Here is a 20,440-nt window from a genome sequence, read left to right as displayed (position 1 = left end):
ATCATCATGAAGATCGGCATCATAGGCGCAGGCCAACTCGGACGCATGCTGGCTCTGGCCGGCACCCCGCTGGGCCAGGATTTCGTCTTTCTGGATCCGGCAACTGACGCCTGCGCCGCCGCTCTGGGCGAGCATCTGTGCGCCGGTTATGACGACCGCGAACAACTCCGGCGCCTGGCCGAGGATGTCGATGTGGTGACCTTCGAATTCGAGAACGTGCCCGCCGAGACCGTGGATTTTCTCGCCCAGTACGTTCCCGTCTATCCCAACGCCGAGTCCCTGCGCATCGCCCGGGATCGCTGGTTCGAGAAATCCATGTTCCAGGAGCTGGATATCCCCACCCCGGCCTTCGCCGATGTGCTGTCCCAGGTCGAGCTGGAGTCCGCGGTGCAGCTGATCGGCCTGCCGGCTGTGCTCAAGACCCGCACCATGGGTTATGACGGCAAGGGGCAGAAGGTCCTGCGCCAACCCCAGGATGTGGCCGACGCCTTTGTCGAGCTGGGTTGCGTACCCTGCATTCTAGAGGGCTTCGTCCCCTTCACCGGGGAGGTTTCACTGATCGCGGTACGCGGTCGCGACGGCGATACCCGTTTCTATCCGCTGGTGCACAACACCCACAAGGACGGCATCCTGCGCCTGTCGGTGGCCAGCAACGCGCATCCGTTGCAGGCCCAGGCCGAGAACTACGCCCTGCGGGTGCTGGACAAGCTCAACTACGTCGGCGTGCTGGCCTTCGAGTTCTTCGAGATCGATGGCGGCCTGAAGGCCAACGAGATAGCGCCGCGGGTGCACAACTCCGGTCACTGGACCATCGAAGGGGCCGAGTGCAGCCAGTTCGAGAACCACCTGCGCGCCATTGCCGGGCTGCCGCTGGGCTCCACCGCCAAGGTCGGCCAGAGCGCCATGATCAACTTCATCGGCGAGGTGCCGGCCATCAGCAAGCTGGCCGCCATCGCCGACTGCCACCCCCATCACTACGGCAAGGCCTTCAAGCCCGGACGCAAGGTCGGTCACGCCACCGTGCGCTGCGCCGACAGTGCCGACCTGCAGAGCCGGATCGCCGAAGTCCAGGCACTGACCGACTGAGGCCAGCCGATGACTCGGGAGACGACCATGCTGCGCCTGCTGTCCGTTCTGCTCCTGAGTTTCGGGCTGGCCCTGCCGGCCGTCGCCGCCCAGGTGGTGGACTGGTTGGACCTGCTGCCCGAGGAAGACTACCAGGCCATGCTCGACATGCCCGAGATCGGCCACGACTGGGGCGAGGAGGCACCGGGGGACTTCACCAGCAATCTGCGCAATCAGGACCGGGACCTGCCCGAGGTGATGTACTCTACCCGCGTGGTCGAGGCCATGCACGACCGGGCCATCCAGATCGGCGGTTATCCGGTACCCCTGGATACCGATGCCCAGGGCCGCTATACCAGCTTCTTCCTGGTGCCCTGGCCGGGCGCCTGCATCCATGTTCCGCCACCACCACCGAACCAGATCATCCTGGTGGATTACCCCGCCGGCTTCGCCATCGAGGACATCTACGAACCCCTCTGGCTGACCGGGCAATTGAGGGTGGAACAGACCAGCAATGTCCTCGCCGACGCAAGCTACCGCCTGCGTGCCGACGAGGTACGTCCCTTCCAGGGCGAGTGATGCCAATAGCGCTCGCCCACACGGGTGAGCGCTGTGTTTCGGGGATTCCGGTAAGCTCGTTGCCATATTCATTCATGCAAGGGAGGCATGATGGCGGGCTATTTCGGATTGGGACTGGTGCTCTTGGGCCTGGGTATCGGCCAATACTGGCTGCAGGTACGCCCGGTGCCCTCTCCGCCGCAGATAACCATGGCTGTGGACATCTATCCGGTCGGCGAAGGCTGGATCCTGCATCGCCGGGTTTCCGAGCCGCGGGCAACCGTCATCGTCATGCATGGCCTCCTGGAAAATCCGCTGTACTTCACCCGCTACTATGATGATCCCGAGCTGGAACTGATCATGATCGGGGCCACCGGCTATCAGTTGCCCGTGACCTCCCCCGACCGTCCGGAGGCTCCCTGGGATCTGCCGCCCACCGGTACCCCGGGTACCATCGCCGCCGATGCCCAGCTGCTCAACCTGGCCCTGGAACATCTGCCCGGCACCCGAAACATCCGGGTCCACGGGCATTCCCGTGGCGGCGCGGTGATCCTCCAGGCCGCCAGTGAACGACCGGATCTCTTCAGTCAGGTGGAGGTCATTCTCGAGGCCCCGGTACTGCCCCAGGGGCAGCCCTATAGGCCGTCCTCTGTGATCAGTCGCCTGTTGCTGCCCTCCCTGCACCTGCTGTGGCAGCGACGCCCGGACATGCTGCTCGAGCAACCCATCTGGGGCCCGCTGGACGACCCGGACAAGCGCGAACTGATCCGGGCCATGCCGTTCAACCCGCGCAGCAGCGCCCTGCTGCTGACCAATGTCCGGGATCTGCTGGGGTGGATGGACAGCACCAGTACGGAGATCTATCGTCACGTGCAACGGGGTGCCATACTGGTGCCCGGCCGGGACAGGGTGCTGAACAGCGCCGCCATGCTCGACAGCGCCCACCAGGCCGAGAACCTGCAGATAGTCGAAGTGCCCGAGGGCAGCCATTTCGTCCTGCTGGATAATCCCGAGTCGATACCGCCGTTACGGAACCCTTGATGTCCTACAGCTTCGAACCCATTGGCGTTGTCCGTTCCTGTTTTGCCGAGAAGTTCGCCATTCCCCGCCAGCCCCGGCTGGCACCGGCCGCCACCGGCGTGCTGGAGCTGTTTCCCCCCTATGACCGCCCGGAGGCCATCGCCGGGCTGGAACAGGTAAGCCATCTCTGGCTGCTGTTCGTGTTCCATGCCGCCGCCAGTGGCCCGGAGCACATCCGGGTGCGGCCACCGCGTCTGGGCGGTAACCAGCGCATCGGCGTCTTTGCCAGCCGCGCCACTCACCGACCCAATCCCCTGGGCCAGTCGGTGGTGCGCCTGGACGGAATAGAAGCCGGACGCCTGCATGTATCGGGTATCGACCTGCTCGACGGCACACCGCTGCTGGATATCAAGCCCTATGTCCCCTATGCAGACAGCGTCTGCGAGGCGACCAACGACCTCGCCCCGGCCCCACCTGTATTACTGCCGGTCAGCTGGTCCAGTGCGGCCCTGGACCAGGCACGCATGCATGCCGGGCGCCTGCAGCAACCGGTATTGGAGCTGATCGATCAGTGCCTGGCGCAGGACCCCAAACCGGCCTACCAGCAACCGGATGCCAGTCGCGAATATGCCGCCCGGTTCTGGGACATCGACGTGCGCTGGCACTATCCGGAGCCGGACCGCATCCACGTACTGTCGGTGACCCGTCATGGTGATTGATCTGGGACATGTCGCCCTGATGCTGCTGGTCGCGGCCATCGGGGCCTGGATCTGGCGCGGCATGGGGTTGCATGATCAGGCACTGTCGATCGCCCGACACCACTGCCGGCAGGCCGGCGTGCAGCTGCTGGATGAGAGCGTGGCCCTGACCCGTCTGCGCCCTGCCCGGGGCCGCTGGGGCCGGCCGGGCCTGCGGCGACGCTATGCCTTCGAATTCACCGTCACCGGCGAGCGTCGCTACGCCGGCTTTGTCGAGATGCAGGGTCGGCATCTGTTCCGCGTCGAGCTGGCTCCCCACCCCTTTCCCGGGGGCAAGGATGACGAGACGGCGTTTCCCCCGCGGCTCGGGTGAACACCGCTTCGTTTCACGTGGAACACCTTGCCTCGGCCTCAGACGGGCATTAAGGTAGGTCAACCCCTGTCGGAACATGAATCATGCGTCTCGCCTCCCTCCTGCTGCTTGCCTGCCTGAACATGGACGTGCTCGCCGAAGCCTGCCTGATCGAGTCCAGTGATGACCAGCTGCCGGTGCGCATGTGCCAGCAGAACATCAGCATTCCCGCCAATCTGTTCCGTGACAGCTTCTGCCAGCCGCAGATTCCGGACCGCAGCTTCGAAGTAAGTTTCGTCGAGCGCTGCCCCGAGGGCGCCTACGGTATCTGCGACAGTGCCCGCAGCGAGGGCGTGGCCTACCGGCAATCGATCCACTACTACAGCGAGCCGGACGACCGGCCCCTGCTGCAGACCTGGTGCGAGCAGTTCAATGACGGCCAGTGGCGCACGCCCGATTCAGAATGAGGGGGCCGGCGTGCGCTCGCGCCCGCCCAGGTCCAGCACATCCCCCACCTGCAGACCCAGTCGATCCGCTGTCCCGGCGGGCAGTTCGATGACGAAGCGCAGGGGGTGTTGCTCCTGGTAGATCTCGCAGGGCAGATCCTCGCAGGGGGGCACCGAGTGGAAGATCCGCTGGATGGCGGCCTGCCCGTCGACAAACAGCAGATCCAGGGAGATGCGCATGTTGCGCATCCAGATCGCAGGGGTGGCACCGGGAGGAAAGTCGAACAGCATGCCGCTTCCGCCAGGCAGCGCCTCGCGCCCCATGAGCCCCTGGCGCCGGCTGTCCGGGTCAGCGGCCAGTTCCAGCCGGAACAGCTCGTCCCCGATCCGGGCCTGGATCAGCTCCTGCGCTGCCAGTGGCAGGGCGGTCAGACAGCAGAACAACCCGGAAATAAACCGTCGCAGTAGAGTCACGCCTTCTCCTTGAGCATGTGCCGGTGACGAAGAATATCATATGGCTTGCATCCGCCAGGGCGGCTCACCGGTAGATGTCATCCCGGGTCCAGGGCACATGATGGCTGCCGTCGGCGTGGGGTTTGACCGCCAGTATCTGGTGAATGTTCATCCAGTTGCGGCGGAACCCGTAGGCGCATCCGGCCAGATAGATGCGCCATATCCGCAGTGCCTTGTCCGACACCAGCTCGGCCGCCTCCTCCAGCCGCTGCTCGAGATTGCGGCTCCAGTGCTCCAGGGTCCTGGCATAGTGCAGCCGCAGCCCCTCCACGTCCAGCACCTCCAGGCCCTGCTCGCTCATGCTGGCAATCGCCATGGACAGGTGCGGCAGCTCCCCGTGGGGGAACACGTAGCGCCCGATGAACTTGCCAGCCCCCTGCCCGACCTGGCGTCCATCCACATGCTTGGCGGTGATGCCATGGTTCATCACCAGTCCGCCGGGTTTGACCTGCTCGTGCAGGATGGCGAAATAGCGGGCCAGATTACGGTGCCCGACATGCTCGAACATACCGACACTGACGATCTTGTCGAAATTCTCCCGTCCCGGCAGATCGCGGTAGTCCAGCAGCTCCAGTCGGACCCTGTCCTCCAGTCCGGCCTCCGCCGTGCGTCGGTTGGCGAGCTCGAGCTGCGCCTTGCTCAGGGTAATGCCATGGACCTCGACGTCATAGAAACGGGCCGCGTGGCGCGCCAGTCCCCCCCAGCCGCAGCCCACATCGAGCAATCGCTCGCCGGGTTTGAGCCGCAGCTTGCGGCACAGGTGATCGAGTTTCTGGGTCTGGGCAGTGGCCAGACTGTCCTCGGGATTGCGGAAGTAGCCACAGGAATACACCATCTGCGGATCCAGCCACAGGGCGTAGAAGTCGTTGGACAGGTCGTAGTGATAGGAAATGGCTTCGGCATCCATCTGCCGATCATGCTCGGTGCGTTCCACCGGCGGACTGGCCAGCTCGCCGAGCAGCCCCTTGCTCAGCCGATCCGCCACCTCGATGACATCCATGATGTTGCCCTGGATATCCATGCGCTGGCTGACGTAGGCGTCGCCCAACTTGTCGAGGGTAGGGGCCTGCATGTCACCGAGCAGGTTCGGATCATTGATGAGCAGGGTAACCCGGGGATCCTCGGTGAGATCGAGAGTCGGTCCCCCCTTCACCACCACCCGCAGAGGCAGCTGCAGTCCAGCCAGGGTTTCGGAAAATTGCGCGAACATCCACCCATCTCCTGTATCCAGTGATGAAAGACTCAGATCACTATAGGACAGATGGGTGGAGTCTGCCGCCGCCGGCGGTTCAGTCCTTCGGCTGCTTGACCGGGCGCTTCCAGCCTTCCACATTGCGCTGACGGGCGCGACCGACGCCGAGAGTGGCCTCGGGCACATCCTGAGTGATGGTCGAACCGGCGGCGGTGGTTGCCATGCGGCCCACCGAGACGGGTGCCACCAGCGCGGTATTGGAGCCGATGAAGGCACCGTCACCGATCCGGGTGACGAACTTGTTCACCCCGTCGTAGTTGCAGGTAATGGTGCCGGCACCGATATTGGCGTCCTCACCGACCTCGGCATCGCCGACATAGGACAGGTGATTGATCTTGGAACCGGCACCGACCACCGTCTTCTTGGTCTCGACGAAGTTGCCGACCTTGGCCTTGCGCTGCAGTACGGTACCGGGGCGCAGCCGGGCGTAGGGCCCGACATCACAGTTCTCGCCGACCTCGGCGCCATCCAGGTGACTGAAGGCCTTGATCACGCTGCCGGCCTTGATCACCGAATCGCGGATCACGCAGTGGGCTTCAATGGTGACGTCGTCCTCGATCACCACCCGGCCTTCGAGCACCACGTTGACGTCGATGCGGATATCACGGCCTATGCTGACTTCACCGCGTACGTCCAGTCGCGCCGGATCCGCCAGGGAGGCGCCCTGGACCATCAGTCGTTCGGCTTCACGGGCCTGCCAGGCACGCTCGAGCACCGACAGCTGCTGGCGGTTGTTGGCACCCATGACCTCCAGCTCATCGCTGGCCTGCACCACGCTGACCTCTACCGCCTGGCTGACCGCCAGCTCGACCACATCGGTGAGGTAGTACTCGCCCTGGGCGTTGTTGTTCGACAGCCCGGTCAGCCAGGCCTGTATGCGGCTGCCCGGCAGCAGCATGATGCCGGTATTGCCCTCGCGGATCAGCAGCTGTTCCGCACTGGCATCCTTCTGTTCAACGATGGCCTGCACCTGCCCCTCGGCGTTGCGCAGGATGCGCCCGTAGCCGGTGGGATCGCCCAGCAGCACGGTGAGCATGCCGAGGCTGTCCACCGGAGTCTGCTCGATCAGCGACTTGAGGGTCTCCACCGTCAGCAGCGGCACATCACCATAGAGCACCAGCACCTGATCGGCGCCATTGACGTGCGGCAGGGCCTGGGCCACCGCATGGCCGGTGCCCAGCTGCTCGCTCTGCAGTACCCAGTTCAGATCCGCCGCGTCCAGCGTCTCCCGCACCTTCTCCGCACCATGGCCGATGACCACATGGATGCCCGCCGGAGCCAGCGCCCGCGCACTGTCGATCACATGCTCGAGCATCGGCTTGCCTGCCACCGGGTGCAGTACCTTGGGGAGTGCCGAACGCATGCGGGTGCCCTGACCGGCGGCGAGAATGACAACGTGCAGATTCATGAACGGGATCCTGGAAATTATCGTGGAGGGGGATGATAGAAGTTCACCAGCCGGGGCTGCAAGCCTGGCTTGGGGGAGGGTAGAAGTGCAAACAAAAAAGGCAGCCGGAGCTGCCTTTTCTGCGGTTTACCGGTTGTTGATCGCCGGACCACCGTACTTCTTGCGCAGTTCCTGCACTGTCCGCAGCTGGGCTGCAGCCTCGGCAAGACGAGCGGAGGCGGAACCGTAGTCGAACTCGGAACCCTTCTCGTTGAGGGCCTTTTCCGCGGCCTTCTTCGCTTCTTCTGCAGCTGCTTCGTCGATGTCACCGGCACGGATAGCCGTGTCGGCAAGCACCTTGACCATGCTCGGCTGAACTTCCAGGAAGCCACCGGAGATGTAGAACACCTCTTCGGACTTGTCCTGCTTGATCACCCGAACCGGGCCCGGCTTGAGATCGGTCAGCAGCGGGGTGTGACCGGGCAGGATACCCAGATCACCCATGTTGCCGTGTGCCACGACCATCTCGACCAGGCCGGAAAACAGCTCTTCTTCCGCGCTTACGATATCGCAATGCACTGTCATAGCCATTCAAGTTGCCTCGGTTCTGCGCCCGCTTGCGCGGGCGCGGCCCATTACATGTTCTTCGCTTTCTCGACCGCTTCGTCGATGGTGCCAACCATGTAGAAAGCCTGCTCCGGCAGGTGATCGTAATCACCATTGAGGATGCCCTGGAAGCCACGGATGGTTTCCTTCAGGGGCACGTACTTGCCGGGCGCACCGGTGAAGACCTCTGCCACGTGGAAGGGCTGCGACAGGAAGCGCTGGATCTTACGAGCGCGGGCTACCAGTTGCTTGTCTTCCTCGGACAGCTCGTCCATACCCAGGATGGCGATGATGTCCTTCAGCTCCTTGTAGCGCTGCAGAACGTACTGAACGCCACGGGTCACTTCGTAGTGCTCCTGACCGATCACCAGCGGATCCAGCGAACGGCTGGTGGAGTCCAGCGGATCCACCGCCGGGTAGATACCCAGGGAGGCGATGTCACGGCTCAGTACCACGGTCGCGTCAAGGTGAGCGAAGGTGGTGGCCGGAGACGGGTCAGTCAGGTCGTCCGCAGGTACGTATACGGCCTGGATGGAGGTGATGGAACCGGTCTTGGTGGAGGTGATACGCTCCTGCAGAACACCCATCTCCTCGGCCAGAGTCGGCTGATAACCTACGGCCGACGGCATACGACCCAGCAGCGCGGATACTTCGGTACCGGCCAGGGTGTAACGGTAGATGTTGTCGATGAACAGCAGTACGTCCTTGCCTTCCTCACGGAATTTCTCGGCCATGGTCAGACCGGTCAGGGCCACGCGCAGACGGTTACCCGGCGGCTCGTTCATCTGGCCGTAGACCATCGCTACCTTGTCCAGAACGTTGGAGTCCTTCATCTCGTGGTAGAAGTCGTTACCTTCACGGGTACGCTCACCCACACCGGCGAACACGGACAGACCGCTGTGCGCCTTGGCGATGTTGTTGATCAGCTCCATCATGTTCACGGTCTTGCCCACACCGGCACCACCGAACAGACCGACCTTGCCACCCTTGGCGAAGGGGCAGATCAGGTCGATGACCTTGATACCGGTTTCCAGCAGATCGGTACCACCGGCCTGCTCGGCATAGCTGGGCGCCGCGCGGTGGATGCCCCACTGCTCGTCGCACTGAACCGGGCCGGCTTCGTCGATCGGCTCGCCCAGTACGTTCATGATGCGGCCCAGGGTGCCTGCACCAACCGGTACGGAAATGGCCTTGCCGGTGTTGGTCACGTCCAGGCCACGCTTGAGGCCTTCGGTGCTACCCATGGCGATGGAACGGACGATGCCGTCACCCAGCTGCTGCTGGACTTCCAGGGTGGTTGCTGCGCCGACGACTTTCAGCGCGTCATAGACGTTCGGCACCTGATCGCGCGGGAATTCCACGTCGATGACGGCACCGATGATTTGAACGATACGTCCGCTACTCATTGTTGGTTCCTCTAAGTGGTATGAAACCGTTTCGTCTTGCCGGTCCTGTCTGCCCTGGCCGGGTCAGACCGCCGCGGCGCCGCCGACGATTTCCGAAATTTCCTGGGTGATCGCTGCCTGACGAGCCTTGTTGTAGATAAGCTGCAGACTGTCGATGATGTCGCCCGCGTTGTCGGTGGCGTTTTTCATCGCGATCATCCGGGCTGCCTGTTCGCTGGCACTGTTCTCGACCACGGCCTGGTAGACCTGGGACTCGATATAGCGCTTCAGCAGACCGTCCAGCAGCAGCTGGGCATCCGGCTCGTATACATAGTCCCAGCGCTCCTGCAGCTCATCGGTATCCGAGGCCACCAGAGGAATCAGTTGCTCTACCCGGGGCTTCTGCACCATGGTATTGACGAACTCGTTGGACACCAGATACAGACGGTCGATGCGGCCCTCGTTGTAGCCGTCAAGCATGACCTTGACGCTACCGATGAGGTCGTTCAGCGAGGGTTCCTCACCCAGACCGCTGATCGCCGCGACGACGTTGCCACCGTAGCTGCGGAAGAACTGGGCACCCTTGGTACCGATCACGCACAGTTCGGTTTCGACGTTACGGTCACGCCACTCCTTCATGTTTGTTACCAGTGCCTTGAACAGGTTGGTGTTCAAGCCACCGCAAAGACCACGATCCGTGCTGACCACGATATAACCAACCCGCTTGACTTCACGCTCCTGCATGAAGGGGTGGCGATATTCGGGGTTGGCATTGGCCAGATGGCCAATGACCTGACGAATCCGCTCAGCGTAGGGGCGGCTGGTCGCCATGCGCTGCTGTGCCTTGCGCATCTTGCTGACCGCCACCTTTTCCATGGCGCTGGTGATCTTCTGAGTACTCTTGATACTCGAAATTTTACCGCGAATCTCTTTTGCGCCTGCCATGTCACACCTTTCAGGTTAGCCCGTGGCCGTATCGCACGAAGCGGGATGAAGCCTTGCCCCATCCCGCCCTCGGCTTACCAGCTTTGGGTCGCCTTGAAGTTTTCGATGCCAGACTTGATACCGGCTTCGATCTCGTCGTTGTAGTCGCCTTTCTCGTTGATCTTGCCGAGCAGATCGGCCTTCTCGCGCTTGAACCAGGCCAGCAGGGCGGTCTCGAAAGCACCTACCTTGTTGATCTCGATGTCGGCGAGGAAACCTTTCTCGGCGGCGTACAGGCTGATGGCCATTTCCGCAACGGACATGGGCGCATACTGCTTCTGCTTCATCAGCTCGGTCACGCGCTGACCATGCTCCAGCTGCTTGCGGGTCGCTTCGTCCAGGTCAGAGGCGAACTGGGCGAAGGCCGCCAGTTCACGGTACTGAGCCAGAGCGGTACGGATACCACCGGACAGCTTCTTGATGATCTTGGTCTGGGCCGCACCACCTACACGGGATACCGACACACCGGCGTTGACCGCAGGGCGGATACCGGAGTTGAACAGGTCGGACTCCAGGAAGATCTGACCGTCGGTGATGGAGATCACGTTGGTCGGTACGAAGGCGGAGACGTCACCGGCCTGGGTTTCGATGATCGGCAGCGCGGTCAGGGAACCGGTCTTGCCCTTCACTTCACCCTTGGTGAACTGCTCGACGTACTCCTCGGAAACGCGGGAAGCGCGCTCCAGCAGACGGCTGTGCAGGTAGAACACGTCACCGGGGTAGGCTTCACGTCCCGGCGGACGACGCAGCAGCAGGGAGATCTGGCGGTAGGCCACAGCCTGCTTGGACAGGTCGTCGAACACGATCAGGGCGTCTTCACCGCGGTCGCGGAAGTATTCACCCATGGTGCAACCGGAGTAGGGCGCCAGGAACTGCAGGGCAGCCGACTCGGAAGCGGACGCGGCAACGATGATGGTGTTGGCCAGGGCGCCGTGCTCTTCGAGCTTGCGCACCACGTTGGCGATGGTGGACTGCTTCTGACCGACGGCAACGTAGACGCAGCGGATGCCGCTGTCCTTCTGGTTGATGATGGCGTCGATGGCCATGGCGGTCTTACCGATCTGACGGTCACCGATGATCAGCTCACGCTGGCCACGGCCGATCGGAATCATCGAGTCGACTGCCTTGTAACCGGTCTGTACCGGCTGGTCTACCGACTTACGCCAGATTACGCCGGGCGCAACCTTCTCGACGGCGTCGGTCAGCTTGGCCTCGATCGGGCCCTTGCCATCGATCGGATTACCCAGGGCGTCAACCACGCGGCCCAGCAGCTCCGGACCAACCGGAACTTCCAGGATGCGGCCGGTGCACTTGGCTTCCATACCTTCGGCCAGGGTCAGGTAGTTACCCAGGATAACGGCACCGACGGAGTCCTGCTCCAGGTTCAGTGCCATACCGTAGACACCACCCGGGAACTCGATCATTTCGCCGTACATTACGTCTGCCAGACCGTGAATGCGCACGATACCGTCGGAAACGCTGACGATGGTGCCGACATTCCGGGCCTGGGTGTTCACATCGAGCTTCTCGATGCGCTGCTTGATAATTTCGCTAATTTCGGAAGGATTCAATTGCTGCATGCCATGTCCCTCAAATCAGGATTTCAACGCCTCGGCCAGCTTGGCAAGCTTGCCGCGGACCGAACCGTCGATGACCAGGTCACCCGCACGAATCAACACACCGCCGATAAGGGACGGATTGATGGTCACATGAGGAGTTACTGTGCGGTCTAACCGCTTGGATAAAGCGGTTGCCAGCGTTTTCTGTTGATCGTCAGTCAGCTCGAAGGCGGACTCCACCTCGACTGAGATACTGCGATCGTGTTCCGCCTTGTACTGCTCAAAGAGCTCGGCGATGTCCGGGATCAGGAGCAGACGGTCGTTATCGGCCAGGGTACGGATGAAGTTTCCGAACTCCGGAGTAACGCTGCCTTCGCATACCATGAGCAGATCATCGGCCTTGCGTTCCCGAGTCAGGGACGGGTCACGCATTCTCTCGACAAAAACCGGATCGGCGGCTACGGCGGCTGTCAGAGCCAGCATGCCCGACCAGGCATCCAGCGCAGCAGCAGAAGTAGCAAACTCGAAAGCCGCTTTTGCATAAGGCCGAGCCAGCGTAGTGATAGTAGCCATGCTCGCCTCGCTTAGAGTTGTGAGGCCAGTTTGTTGACCAGCTCACTGTGGGCCGCAGAGTCCACTTCGGACTCCAGGATCTGTTCGGCACCCTTGACGGCCAGCGCGGCAACCTGGGCGCGCAGCTGATCCTTGGCGCGGTTCATTTCCTGTTCGATTTCAGCCTTGGCAGCTGCAATCAGACGTTCACCTTCGGAACGTGCCTGCTCTTTGGCTTCCTCGATGATGAGGTTGGCACTCTTGTTGGCCTGCTCGAGGATCTGAGCAGCCTGTTCCTTGGTCTCACGCAGGGTCTGGGTAGCTTTTTCCTGAGCCAGGCTCAGGTCACGCTGGGCGCGGCCAGCCGCATCCAGGCCTTCGGCGATTTTTTTCTGGCGTTCCTGCATGGCGCGGGTTACCGGCGGCCATACGAACTTCATGGTAAACCAGATAAAAATAGCGAAGGCAATCGTTTGACCAAACAGCGTCAGATTAATATTCACAGCGATTTACCTCGTGCTATTTCGTTGAGTCCTGGAGGACAAGATCGACACGGCAGGACCATTGTCCTGCCGTTCATCGTTACCAGTCAGGAATTAACCGGCAACGCCAGGTGCTACAACGAAGATCAGGTACATCGCGATACCAACGCCGATCATCGGCACGGCGTCGAGCAGACCGGCCATCAGGAAGGTCTTGGTTTGCAGTTGCGGAGCCAGCTCAGGCTGACGGGCAGTGGATTCCAGCAGCTTGCCGCCCAGGATGGCGAAGCCGATACCGGTACCCAGAGCGCCCAGACCGATCATGATAGAGGCTGCGATGATAACGAGTTCCATAATTACTCCTAGAGATCAAAGGTTGTAGTTCAAGTTGGTTGAACAAGGGCTCGCGGCTGCTTAATGATTGTCCTCATGGGCAGCACTCAAATACACCACAGTCAGCACCATGAAGATGAAGGCCTGCAGCGGAATTACCAGAATATGGAAGATTGCCCAGGGCACATTGAGTACCCATTGCACGTAGAAGGGCAGCAGTGCAATCAGGATGAACACCACTTCGCCGGCATACATGTTACCGAACAGACGCAGCGCCAGACTCAGCGGCTTGGTCAGCAGACCCAGCACTTCCAGGAACAGGTTGAACGGAATCAGCGCCCAGTGGTTGAAAGGAGTCAGGGTCAGCTCGCGGGTGAAGCCGCCCACACCCTTGATCTTGATGCTGTAGTAGATGATGAGTGCGAACACCGCGATCGACATGCCGAAGGTGGCATTGGGATCAGTGGTGGGCACTATCTTGAAGTAGTCCAGACCCAGCGCCATGCCGATGCCCGGGATGTAGTCCACCGGGATCCACTTCAGCGAGTTCATCAGGAAGATCCAGACGAAGATGGTCAGGGCCAGGGGTGCAATCAGCGGATTGCGACCATGGAAGGTGTCCTTGACGATACCCTGGACGAATTCGACGACGATCTCGACAAAATTCTGCAGACCGCTGGGGGTATCGACGGTGGCGCGCTTGGCAACGAAGCGGAACAGCCCGAGGAAGATCAGTCCCATGAAGATCGACCAGCCCAGGGTGTCCACATGAACCGCCATGAAGCCCATGTCGGCTGCCTCGGAACTGGTACGGGCCAGTGTCCAGGTCGCCTCTTCGACGATGCTGCCGTCGGCACGTTGATAACCTGCCGGCAGTTTACCGAAGGTCAGGTTCTGCAAGTGGTGCTGAATGTATTCAGCGGATGTAGTTGCCATATTTGCCTCAGACCTAATGCTTTGGAAAGCCCCTGACGATCAGCAGTGCGCTGGCCCCTGTTGCCAGCACCGCCAGGTAACTGCCGAACACGGCAGCCACGTTGAGCGGTTCCACTGCAAGCCATACCGTAATGAACAGTACAGCCGTCAATATCAGTTTGCCTGCCTCGCCGGAGTAAAACTCCCCGACGATGGCGCGGGCCGAACGGGCTCCGCTGTAACGGAACACCCGGAAGGCGAAATAGCTGTTGGGGATGAGCGCCACAAGTCCTCCCAACAAACCCGAGTAGCCTGCTACCAAGCCCTGGAAAAGCCACAGGACGAGCGCTACCCCAAGTGTCACTACCAGTTGCAACATCAAGACCGGGAACGCGGGAGTTCGGTGAAAGGGAGCCTTGTTGGGCGTCTTTACGACCATGCTGCCCCTCATCATTGCGACCTGCTCAACCGCGCACTCTGTGCAACAGGCTGATGCATTTTGCCCAGCCAAAATAGCGCGAGGAGTATAGGTGCATTACGTAGTCGATTCAACTACAGCTGTTGATTTACGTGGTGCGCTGCAATGTCGCAGTTGTTACTTGATGTGCATGAGCACGCCGTCAAGTTCGTCCAGCGAGTTGTAGCTGATCACCAGTTTGCCCTTGCCTTTGGCACCGTGCTGGATCTTCACTTCGGCGCCGATGCGCTCGGCCAGATCCTGCTGCAGGCGCTCGATGTCCGGATTGCTGCGCGCAGGACCCGATTCACGGCGCGGGTTCAGCCACTGGCGCACCAGTGCTTCGGTCTGCCGCACGGTCAGGCCGCGGGCCACCACCTGGCGCGCTGCCTCACTCTGCTGTTCGGTGGGCAGGCCGAGCAGGGCACGGGCATGGCCCATCTCGATATCGCCGCGCTCGAGCATGACCTTGACGTCGTCGGCCAGGGACATCAGCCGCAGCAGGTTGGTGATGGTGACGCGGGATTTGCCCACCGCATCGGCTACCTGCTGCTGGGTCAGTTCGAATTCCTGCTGCAGGCGTTGCAGCGCCAGGGCCTCTTCGATGGGGTTGAGGTCCTCGCGCTGGATATTCTCGATCAGCGCCATGGCGATCGCGGCTTCGTCGGGCACTTCCCGGATCACGGCCGGGATGCGGTCCAGCCCGGCCTGCTGGGAGGCACGCCAGCGTCGCTCGCCGGCAATGATTTCATAACGATCATCGGCAATGGGTCGGACCACGATCGGCTGCATCACGCCCTGGGCCTTGATCGAGCTGGCCAGCTCCTCCAGCGCCTGGGGATCCATGTCCCGCCGGGGCTGATATTTGCCACGCTGGATCAGATCAACCGGAAGCTCACGCAGTTGTTGATCCTGAGCGCCGTCGTTGGAAGTCGCGTTGACGCCGGTCTGCCCCAAGAGTGCATCCAGCCCCCGTCCCAAGCCGCGTTTCTTGACCGCCATGCCTGTGCTGTCCTTTACCAAAAGAGTGGATTGTTCAACCGGCCGCCTCACTGGCTGCCTTGCGCGTGCGCCGTACCAGCTCCCCGGCCAGAGCCAGATAGGCCACGGCACCGCGGGACTGCTTGTCGTAGGCCAGCACCGGCAGCCCGTAGCTGGGTGCCTCGGCCAGACGCACGTTGCGCGGGATGACCGTCTGGTACAGTCGGTCCCCGAAATGCTCGCTCAGCTGCTCGGACACTTCCCGGGTCAGGCTGTTGCGCGGATCATACATGGTCCGCAGCAGCCCCTCGATCTTCAGGTTCGGATTGAGCACCGAGCCGATGCGCTGGATAGTGGTGACCAGCGCCGAAAGTCCTTCCAGCGCGTAGTACTCGCACTGCATGGGAATGATCACCCCGTCGGCGGCCACCAGGCCATTGACGGTGAGCATGTTGAGTGACGGCGGGCAGTCGATGAGGATGAAGTCGTAATTCTCGCGGACCCCGGCCAGGGCATAGCGCAGCCGGCTCTCCTTCATCTTCATCTCCAGCAGCTCGACCTCGGCTGCAGTGAGATCGGCATTGGCCGGCAGCAGCGCATAACCGCCGGCTTCGCTGTTCTGCAGCGCATCGGCCAGGGTGCAGCGGTCGGTCAGTACGTCATAGACCGAGCGTTCCAGCTGGGACTTGTCCACACCGCTGCCCATGGTCGCATTGCCCTGGGGATCCAGATCGATGAGCAGCACCTTGCGCTTGGTTGCCGCCAGCGAGGCGGCCAGATTCACCGTGGTGGTCGTCTTGCCGACGCCGCCCTTCTGGTTGGCAATAGCCAGTACCTTGCCCACAGGAATCTCCTCTCGGTTTACCTTACGCCGTCCGTTGCAGAACCAGCAGATGCCGGCTGGCATCACTGCCCGGTACCGACAACTCGATACTGCGCTGCACACGGAAATCGTCGGCCAGCGCCTGCAGTTCATCCTGCGGATACAGCCCCTTCATCGCCAGCCACCGGGTCTGCGGTGTGCTCAGATGCCGGGTCAGTTCGGTGAAGTCGGCCAACGAGCTGAATGCTCGGGACACTATACCGTCAAAAGGCCGATCTGGGGAAAAGGCTTCCACCCGGCTGTTGACCACCTGCATGTTGTCCAGACCCAGCTCCAGCCTGACCTGGGTGAGGAAGCGCGTCTTCTTGCCATTGCTGTCGAGCAGGGTGAAATCGCTGTCCGGCAGCATGATCGCCAGTATCACCCCGGGCATGCCGCCGCCGCTGCCCACGTCCAGCCAGCGCCCCTGCTCTACATGGGGCAACACGCTGAGACTGTCGAGCAGGTGGCGACTGACCATCTCGTTGGGATCACGCACCGCCGTCAGGTTGTATGCCTTGTTCCATTTGTTCAGCAGCGCCATGTAGGCCAGCAGCTGCTCGGCCTGGTGCTCACTCAGGGCAATGCCCATCTGCTCAGCGCCGCGCGACAGCTGCCGTGCGTGATCGACCATCAACCTCAAGCCTCCCGGGACAATTTGCCATCATTGAGCGCATTGCGCTTCTTCAGATGGATGAGCAACAGACTGATCGCGGCCGGGGTAACGCCGGGCACCCGTGACGCCTGACCCAGGGTCTGGGGACGGATACTGGCCAGTTTCTGGCTGATTTCCTTGGACAGGCCATTGAGCGCGGCGTAATCCAGATCCTCCGGCAGGCGGGTTTCCTCGTGCTGACGCAGCCGGGCGATCTCATCCTGCTGACGCTCGATGTAACCGGCGTACTGGGTCTGGATCTCCACCTGCTCGGCGGCATCGGCGGGAACATCCACGCTGCCGGTCAACTCGGTCAGGGTGCGGTAATCCACCTCCGGGCGGCGCAGCAGATCCAGCAGGCTGTACTCACGGGTCAGCGGCGTGTTGAAGCGTTCGGCAAAGGCCTGACTGACCTCGCTGCCGGGCTGCACCCAGGTACTTGCCAGCCGCTGGGTTTCGGCGGCTATGGCTTCGCGCTTGGCATTGAACACCGCCCAGCGCTCATCATCCACCAGGCCGAGTTCGCGCCCCTTTTCGGTCAGACGCAGGTCGGCATTGTCCTCGCGCAGGACCAGACGGTACTCGGCGCGGGAGGTGAACATGCGGTAGGGCTCGCGGGTGCCCATGGTAATCAGGTCATCCACCAGTACCCCGATGTAGGCCTCATCCCGGCGTGGGCACCAGCTTTCCAGATCCCGGGCGCGGCGTGCTGCGTTCAGTCCGGCCAGCAGTCCCTGGGCTGCGGCCTCCTCGTAGCCCGTGGTGCCGTTGATCTGCCCGGCGAAGAACAGTCCGCCGATGACCTTGGTTTCCAGCGAATACTTCAGGTCCTGGGGGTTGAAGTAGTCATATTCGATGGCATAGCCCGGGCGCAGGATATGGGCGTTTTCCATACCGCGGATCGAGCGCACCAGCTCCAGCTGCACATCGAAGGGCAGCGAGGTGGAAATGCCGTTGGGGTACAGCTCGTGGGTGGTCAGACCCTCCGGCTCGATGAAGACCTGATGCGAATCCTTGTCGGCGAAACGGTGGATCTTGTCCTCGATCGACGGGCAGTAACGCGGGCCCACACCCTCGATCACCCCGGTGTACATCGGCGAGCGATCCAGGTTGTTGCGGATGATCTCGTGGGTGCGCTCGTTGGTATGGGTGATCCAGCAGTTGACCTGCTCGGGATGCTCCTCGACGCTGCCGAGGAAGGACATCACCGGAATCGGCGTATCGCCCGGCTGGGGAGTCATCTTCGAGAAGTCCACGGTGCGACCGTCGATCCGCGGTGGTGTGCCGGTCTTCAGCCGGTCTACCCGCAGGGGCAGTTCACGCAGGCGACGGGCCAGTGCGATGGCCGGTGGATCACCGGCGCGGCCACCGGAGTAGTTGTCCAGTCCGATATGGATCTGGCCACCGAGGAAGGTGCCTGTGGTCAGTACCACGTTATCGGCCAGAAACCGCAGGCCCATCTGGGTAACCACACCGCGGACCTGGTCCTGTTCGACAATCAGATCGTCGCAGGCTTGCTGGAATATCCACAGATTCGGCTGGTTTTCCAGCATGTAGCGGATGGCGGCCTTGTACAGCACCCGGTCAGCCTGGGCGCGGGTGGCTCGCACCGCAGGCCCCTTGCGGCTGTTGAGCACGCGGAACTGGATGCCGGCACGGTCGGTAGCGCGGGCCATGGCGCCGCCCAGGGCGTCCACTTCCTTGACCAGATGGCTCTTGCCGATGCCGCCGATGGCCGGGTTGCAGCTCATCTGCCCCAGGGTCTCGACATTATGGCTGAGCAGCAGGGTTCGGCCCCCCATGCGGGCAGCCGCCAATGCGGCCTCGGTACCCGCATGGCCGCCACCTACCACAATCACGTCAAAACGATCCGGAAAATCCAACACGCACCTCGTTGTCCGGACGCTGGCCGGACGATCGGGAAAAGGGGCTGATTATAGGCGCAGAGCGGAAAAATTGCAGCAGCCGCTGACCATTTTTTGACCAGCCCACCCAGGACCCGGAATCCGGCCTGTTAATAGAAATAGAAAGAACAGAGATTTAAAAAGATAGATACTGATGTTGTATATGAGCAACCGCCTTTCTGTGGATAAGCCGTAAAACGCTCGATAAAACAGCGTCTTGCCGAAAGCATAACCTTGTGTCCTGCCTGCGCACAGGCAGTGCGAACACCCCCTCGCATGCTGTGCATAACCAGCCGGCTTATCCACAGCGGATTTCTCCACAGTCTTCTGCCTCCGGTTATGGTCAGGGTTGAGGGGCGTTTGTCCACAGGGCTCAGGGAGGTCGAAAAAGGACACTGGGGCATCCAAGGCCGGCGCGAGGAAGCCGGATCAACTGCCGATCTGGCTTTTGAATTGTCGGGGGGTAACACCGAACCAGGCCTTGAAGGCACGATGGAAGGTACTGACATCGGCATAACCGAGGGCTTCGGCTATGTGGGCGATGGGCTGGTGTCTTGCCACCAGCAGCTCCAGTACCCTCTCCTTGAGCAGGCCTTCCTTGAGTTTGCGAAAGCTGGTGCCCTGATCATCGAGATGGCGTTGCAGGGTACGCCGGGTCACCCCCACCGCTGCGGCGACGGTAGCTATGTCCGTCTGCACCAGCTGCTCGCTGTCCATATGGTGCTTGATCTGATCGAGAAATCCCTGGCCTGCGTTCTGCGCACGCAGCAGACCTTCGGCGTATCCCAGCGTCAGTTGATACAGATGCTCGTCGCGCCCGGCTATAGGCTCGTCCATGCCTTCGCACGCCAATTCCAGGATGTAGAGTTCGCCAGCGGCCTGTACCGGGCATTGCAGCAAAGCGGATATCCCCTCGGCATCAAGACCCGCCGGCAGGCAAAGTGAAGTCCGGATCCTGCGCGACGAGATCGAACCCAGGGTTTTCAGAGCGGCAGTGATAACGGAAAGCGAATGTTGCGGGTGCACCGCCACGGAGGACCGAGCCGGGACGTAGGTGCACAGCAGGCTGTTGCTGCTGCTGATGTCGTTGACCCGAAAGAGGCCATTCTGACTGATCAGCATCTGATATCGCACCAGCAGCTCCACCGCCGTGCGTATCGACGGGCTGTGCAGCAGCAGGGGGAACAGCAGCCCGGTAGAGCGGGGACTCAGACGCAGGCCTACCTCCACACCGAGATTGCTGAAGTCGGACGTGGCGACGGCCCGGTGCCACAGCGTGCGGGCTTCCACCAGATCAACCTGCTGTCCGGGGGCCAGGCGCCCCTGTTCTATGCTCTTTATCCCTCGACACAGGGCCGCCATATCCAGCCCCAGAGCGGAGAAGGTCTGAAGCAGGCCGTTGACCCACAGGTTGTTGATCTGCCGATGGTCCATGGTGATGCCCATTCGATTGGCATAAAGCACATTCCGTGAT

The 20,440-nt window shown here is 61.8% G+C and carries 23 protein-coding genes; 6 read left to right on the top strand and 17 right to left on the bottom strand.

The window, feature by feature from the left end; all coding sequences use genetic code 11:
* Nucleotides 1-6: 6 nt before the first annotated feature.
* From VF673_RS06075 to VF673_RS06050, 6 genes are all read left to right on the top strand, one after another.
* Entirely contained in the window at nucleotides 7-1,086 is a 1,080-nt protein-coding gene (locus VF673_RS06075; RefSeq protein ID WP_440291269.1) for a 5-(carboxyamino)imidazole ribonucleotide synthase, read from the top strand.
* A gap of 27 nt (nucleotides 1,087-1,113) precedes the next feature.
* On the top strand, nucleotides 1,114-1,644 hold the full coding sequence (locus VF673_RS06070; protein WP_440291268.1) for a DUF3299 domain-containing protein: 531 nt from the start codon (nucleotides 1,114-1,116) through the stop codon (nucleotides 1,642-1,644).
* 90 nt (nucleotides 1,645-1,734) lie between these two features.
* Nucleotides 1,735-2,664: an alpha/beta hydrolase gene (locus VF673_RS06065; protein WP_440291267.1), complete on the top strand. Its 930-nt coding sequence runs from the start codon at nucleotides 1,735-1,737 to the stop codon at nucleotides 2,662-2,664.
* Nucleotides 2,664-3,362, top strand: coding sequence for a tRNA (N6-threonylcarbamoyladenosine(37)-N6)-methyltransferase TrmO (tsaA, locus tag VF673_RS06060; RefSeq protein ID WP_090539431.1), 699 nt, complete (start codon nucleotides 2,664-2,666; stop codon nucleotides 3,360-3,362). The genes VF673_RS06065 and tsaA overlap by 1 nt, the downstream gene beginning before the upstream one ends.
* Complete coding sequence (locus tag VF673_RS06055) at nucleotides 3,352-3,714, top strand: DUF3301 domain-containing protein (RefSeq protein ID WP_440291266.1); 363 nt, start codon at nucleotides 3,352-3,354, stop codon at nucleotides 3,712-3,714. The genes tsaA and VF673_RS06055 overlap by 11 nt, the downstream gene beginning before the upstream one ends.
* 83 nt (nucleotides 3,715-3,797) lie before the next feature.
* Nucleotides 3,798-4,160 carry an NADH:ubiquinone oxidoreductase gene (locus tag VF673_RS06050; protein ID WP_440291265.1) on the top strand — a complete coding sequence of 121 codons (363 nt, stop codon included), beginning with the start codon at nucleotides 3,798-3,800 and terminating at the stop codon, nucleotides 4,158-4,160.
* Here the strand turns inward: VF673_RS06050 and VF673_RS06045 are convergent.
* From VF673_RS06045 to VF673_RS05965, 17 genes are all read right to left on the bottom strand, one after another.
* On the bottom strand, nucleotides 4,152-4,613 hold the full coding sequence (locus tag VF673_RS06045; protein ID WP_440291264.1) for a DUF192 domain-containing protein: 462 nt from the start codon (nucleotides 4,611-4,613) through the stop codon (nucleotides 4,152-4,154). The two genes, VF673_RS06050 and VF673_RS06045, sit on opposite strands and share 9 nt — an antisense overlap.
* A 64-nt stretch (nucleotides 4,614-4,677) precedes the next feature.
* Entirely contained in the window at nucleotides 4,678-5,862 is a 1,185-nt protein-coding gene (gene cfaB, locus VF673_RS06040) for a C17 cyclopropane fatty acid synthase CfaB (protein ID WP_440291263.1), read from the bottom strand.
* Nucleotides 5,863-5,941: 79 nt separating this feature from the next.
* The gene (gene glmU / locus VF673_RS06035) at nucleotides 5,942-7,312 is read right to left on the bottom strand and encodes a bifunctional UDP-N-acetylglucosamine diphosphorylase/glucosamine-1-phosphate N-acetyltransferase GlmU (protein ID WP_440291262.1); all 1,371 of its coding nucleotides are present in this window, start codon (nucleotides 7,310-7,312) and stop codon (nucleotides 5,942-5,944) included.
* Between the two features lie 126 nt (nucleotides 7,313-7,438).
* A complete protein-coding gene (locus VF673_RS06030) occupies nucleotides 7,439-7,882 on the bottom strand; it encodes a F0F1 ATP synthase subunit epsilon (RefSeq protein WP_090539440.1) in 444 nt (147 codons plus the stop codon).
* A 44-nt stretch (nucleotides 7,883-7,926) separates the two neighbouring features.
* Entirely contained in the window at nucleotides 7,927-9,303 is a 1,377-nt protein-coding gene (gene atpD / locus VF673_RS06025; protein WP_090539442.1) for a F0F1 ATP synthase subunit beta, read from the bottom strand.
* Between the two features lie 63 nt (nucleotides 9,304-9,366).
* A complete protein-coding gene (gene atpG / locus VF673_RS06020; protein WP_090539444.1) occupies nucleotides 9,367-10,227 on the bottom strand; it encodes a F0F1 ATP synthase subunit gamma in 861 nt (286 codons plus the stop codon).
* Nucleotides 10,228-10,301: 74 nt separating this feature from the next.
* Nucleotides 10,302-11,846: a F0F1 ATP synthase subunit alpha gene (atpA, locus tag VF673_RS06015; RefSeq protein ID WP_440291261.1), complete on the bottom strand. Its 1,545-nt coding sequence runs from the start codon at nucleotides 11,844-11,846 to the stop codon at nucleotides 10,302-10,304.
* Between the two features lie 15 nt (nucleotides 11,847-11,861).
* Nucleotides 11,862-12,398 (bottom strand): F0F1 ATP synthase subunit delta, encoded by a 537-nt coding sequence (locus VF673_RS06010; RefSeq protein WP_090539447.1) that lies wholly within the window; start codon nucleotides 12,396-12,398, stop codon nucleotides 11,862-11,864.
* Between the two features lie 11 nt (nucleotides 12,399-12,409).
* Nucleotides 12,410-12,880 (bottom strand): F0F1 ATP synthase subunit B, encoded by a 471-nt coding sequence (locus tag VF673_RS06005; protein WP_090539450.1) that lies wholly within the window; start codon nucleotides 12,878-12,880, stop codon nucleotides 12,410-12,412.
* Between the two features lie 93 nt (nucleotides 12,881-12,973).
* Complete coding sequence (atpE, locus tag VF673_RS06000) at nucleotides 12,974-13,213, bottom strand: F0F1 ATP synthase subunit C (RefSeq protein WP_044499327.1); 240 nt, start codon at nucleotides 13,211-13,213, stop codon at nucleotides 12,974-12,976.
* Nucleotides 13,214-13,273: 60 nt separating this feature from the next.
* Nucleotides 13,274-14,128 carry a F0F1 ATP synthase subunit A gene (gene atpB, locus VF673_RS05995; protein WP_090539453.1) on the bottom strand — a complete coding sequence of 285 codons (855 nt, stop codon included), beginning with the start codon at nucleotides 14,126-14,128 and terminating at the stop codon, nucleotides 13,274-13,276.
* Nucleotides 14,129-14,141: 13 nt separating this feature from the next.
* On the bottom strand, nucleotides 14,142-14,546 hold the full coding sequence (locus VF673_RS05990; protein ID WP_090539596.1) for a F0F1 ATP synthase subunit I: 405 nt from the start codon (nucleotides 14,544-14,546) through the stop codon (nucleotides 14,142-14,144).
* Nucleotides 14,547-14,702: 156 nt separating this feature from the next.
* Nucleotides 14,703-15,566: a ParB/RepB/Spo0J family partition protein gene (locus VF673_RS05985; RefSeq protein WP_090539455.1), complete on the bottom strand. Its 864-nt coding sequence runs from the start codon at nucleotides 15,564-15,566 to the stop codon at nucleotides 14,703-14,705.
* Between the two features lie 34 nt (nucleotides 15,567-15,600).
* Nucleotides 15,601-16,389: a ParA family protein gene (locus tag VF673_RS05980; protein ID WP_440291260.1), complete on the bottom strand. Its 789-nt coding sequence runs from the start codon at nucleotides 16,387-16,389 to the stop codon at nucleotides 15,601-15,603.
* Between the two features lie 22 nt (nucleotides 16,390-16,411).
* A complete protein-coding gene (rsmG, locus tag VF673_RS05975; RefSeq protein ID WP_090539598.1) occupies nucleotides 16,412-17,041 on the bottom strand; it encodes a 16S rRNA (guanine(527)-N(7))-methyltransferase RsmG in 630 nt (209 codons plus the stop codon).
* Between the two features lie 5 nt (nucleotides 17,042-17,046).
* Entirely contained in the window at nucleotides 17,047-18,945 is a 1,899-nt protein-coding gene (gene mnmG / locus VF673_RS05970) for a tRNA uridine-5-carboxymethylaminomethyl(34) synthesis enzyme MnmG (RefSeq protein ID WP_440291392.1), read from the bottom strand.
* Nucleotides 18,946-19,395: 450 nt separating this feature from the next.
* A complete protein-coding gene (locus VF673_RS05965; protein ID WP_440291259.1) occupies nucleotides 19,396-20,400 on the bottom strand; it encodes a helix-turn-helix domain-containing protein in 1,005 nt (334 codons plus the stop codon).
* Nucleotides 20,401-20,440 lie beyond the last annotated feature (40 nt).

It is taken from the genome of Halopseudomonas sp. Lyrl_26, assembly GCF_051948695.1.
In the GTDB taxonomy this organism is placed as follows: domain Bacteria; phylum Pseudomonadota; class Gammaproteobacteria; order Pseudomonadales; family Pseudomonadaceae; genus Halopseudomonas; species Halopseudomonas formosensis.
Note: the sequence above shows the minus strand (reverse complement) of the source record. Positions and strands in the feature narration are given on the sequence as shown.

Excerpts from the sequence above, each read along its gene's own strand:
- atpG (WP_090539444.1), bottom strand. The coding sequence starts at position 10,227 with ATGGCAGGCGCAAAAGAGATTCGCGGTAAAATTTCGAGTATCAAGAGT.
- atpD (WP_090539442.1), bottom strand. The coding sequence starts at position 9,303 with ATGAGTAGCGGACGTATCGTTCAAATCATCGGTGCCGTCATCGACGTG.
- VF673_RS06075 (WP_440291269.1), top strand. The coding sequence starts at position 7 with ATGAAGATCGGCATCATAGGCGCAGGCCAACTCGGACGCATGCTGGCT.
- VF673_RS06070 (WP_440291268.1), top strand. The coding sequence starts at position 1,114 with ATGCTGCGCCTGCTGTCCGTTCTGCTCCTGAGTTTCGGGCTGGCCCTG.
- VF673_RS05990 (WP_090539596.1), bottom strand. The coding sequence starts at position 14,546 with ATGGTCGTAAAGACGCCCAACAAGGCTCCCTTTCACCGAACTCCCGCG.
- VF673_RS06030 (WP_090539440.1), bottom strand. The coding sequence starts at position 7,882 with ATGGCTATGACAGTGCATTGCGATATCGTAAGCGCGGAAGAAGAGCTG.
- VF673_RS06065 (WP_440291267.1), top strand. The coding sequence starts at position 1,735 with ATGGCGGGCTATTTCGGATTGGGACTGGTGCTCTTGGGCCTGGGTATC.
- rsmG (WP_090539598.1), bottom strand. The coding sequence starts at position 17,041 with ATGGTCGATCACGCACGGCAGCTGTCGCGCGGCGCTGAGCAGATGGGC.
- cfaB (WP_440291263.1), bottom strand. The coding sequence starts at position 5,862 with ATGTTCGCGCAATTTTCCGAAACCCTGGCTGGACTGCAGCTGCCTCTG.
- atpA (WP_440291261.1), bottom strand. The coding sequence starts at position 11,846 with ATGCAGCAATTGAATCCTTCCGAAATTAGCGAAATTATCAAGCAGCGC.
- tsaA (WP_090539431.1), top strand. The coding sequence starts at position 2,664 with ATGTCCTACAGCTTCGAACCCATTGGCGTTGTCCGTTCCTGTTTTGCC.
- VF673_RS06010 (WP_090539447.1), bottom strand. The coding sequence starts at position 12,398 with ATGGCTACTATCACTACGCTGGCTCGGCCTTATGCAAAAGCGGCTTTC.
- VF673_RS06050 (WP_440291265.1), top strand. The coding sequence starts at position 3,798 with ATGCGTCTCGCCTCCCTCCTGCTGCTTGCCTGCCTGAACATGGACGTG.
- atpE (WP_044499327.1), bottom strand. The coding sequence starts at position 13,213 with ATGGAACTCGTTATCATCGCAGCCTCTATCATGATCGGTCTGGGCGCT.
- atpB (WP_090539453.1), bottom strand. The coding sequence starts at position 14,128 with ATGGCAACTACATCCGCTGAATACATTCAGCACCACTTGCAGAACCTG.
- VF673_RS06055 (WP_440291266.1), top strand. The coding sequence starts at position 3,352 with ATGGTGATTGATCTGGGACATGTCGCCCTGATGCTGCTGGTCGCGGCC.
- VF673_RS05985 (WP_090539455.1), bottom strand. The coding sequence starts at position 15,566 with ATGGCGGTCAAGAAACGCGGCTTGGGACGGGGGCTGGATGCACTCTTG.
- glmU (WP_440291262.1), bottom strand. The coding sequence starts at position 7,312 with ATGAATCTGCACGTTGTCATTCTCGCCGCCGGTCAGGGCACCCGCATG.
- VF673_RS05965 (WP_440291259.1), bottom strand. The coding sequence starts at position 20,400 with ATGGACCATCGGCAGATCAACAACCTGTGGGTCAACGGCCTGCTTCAG.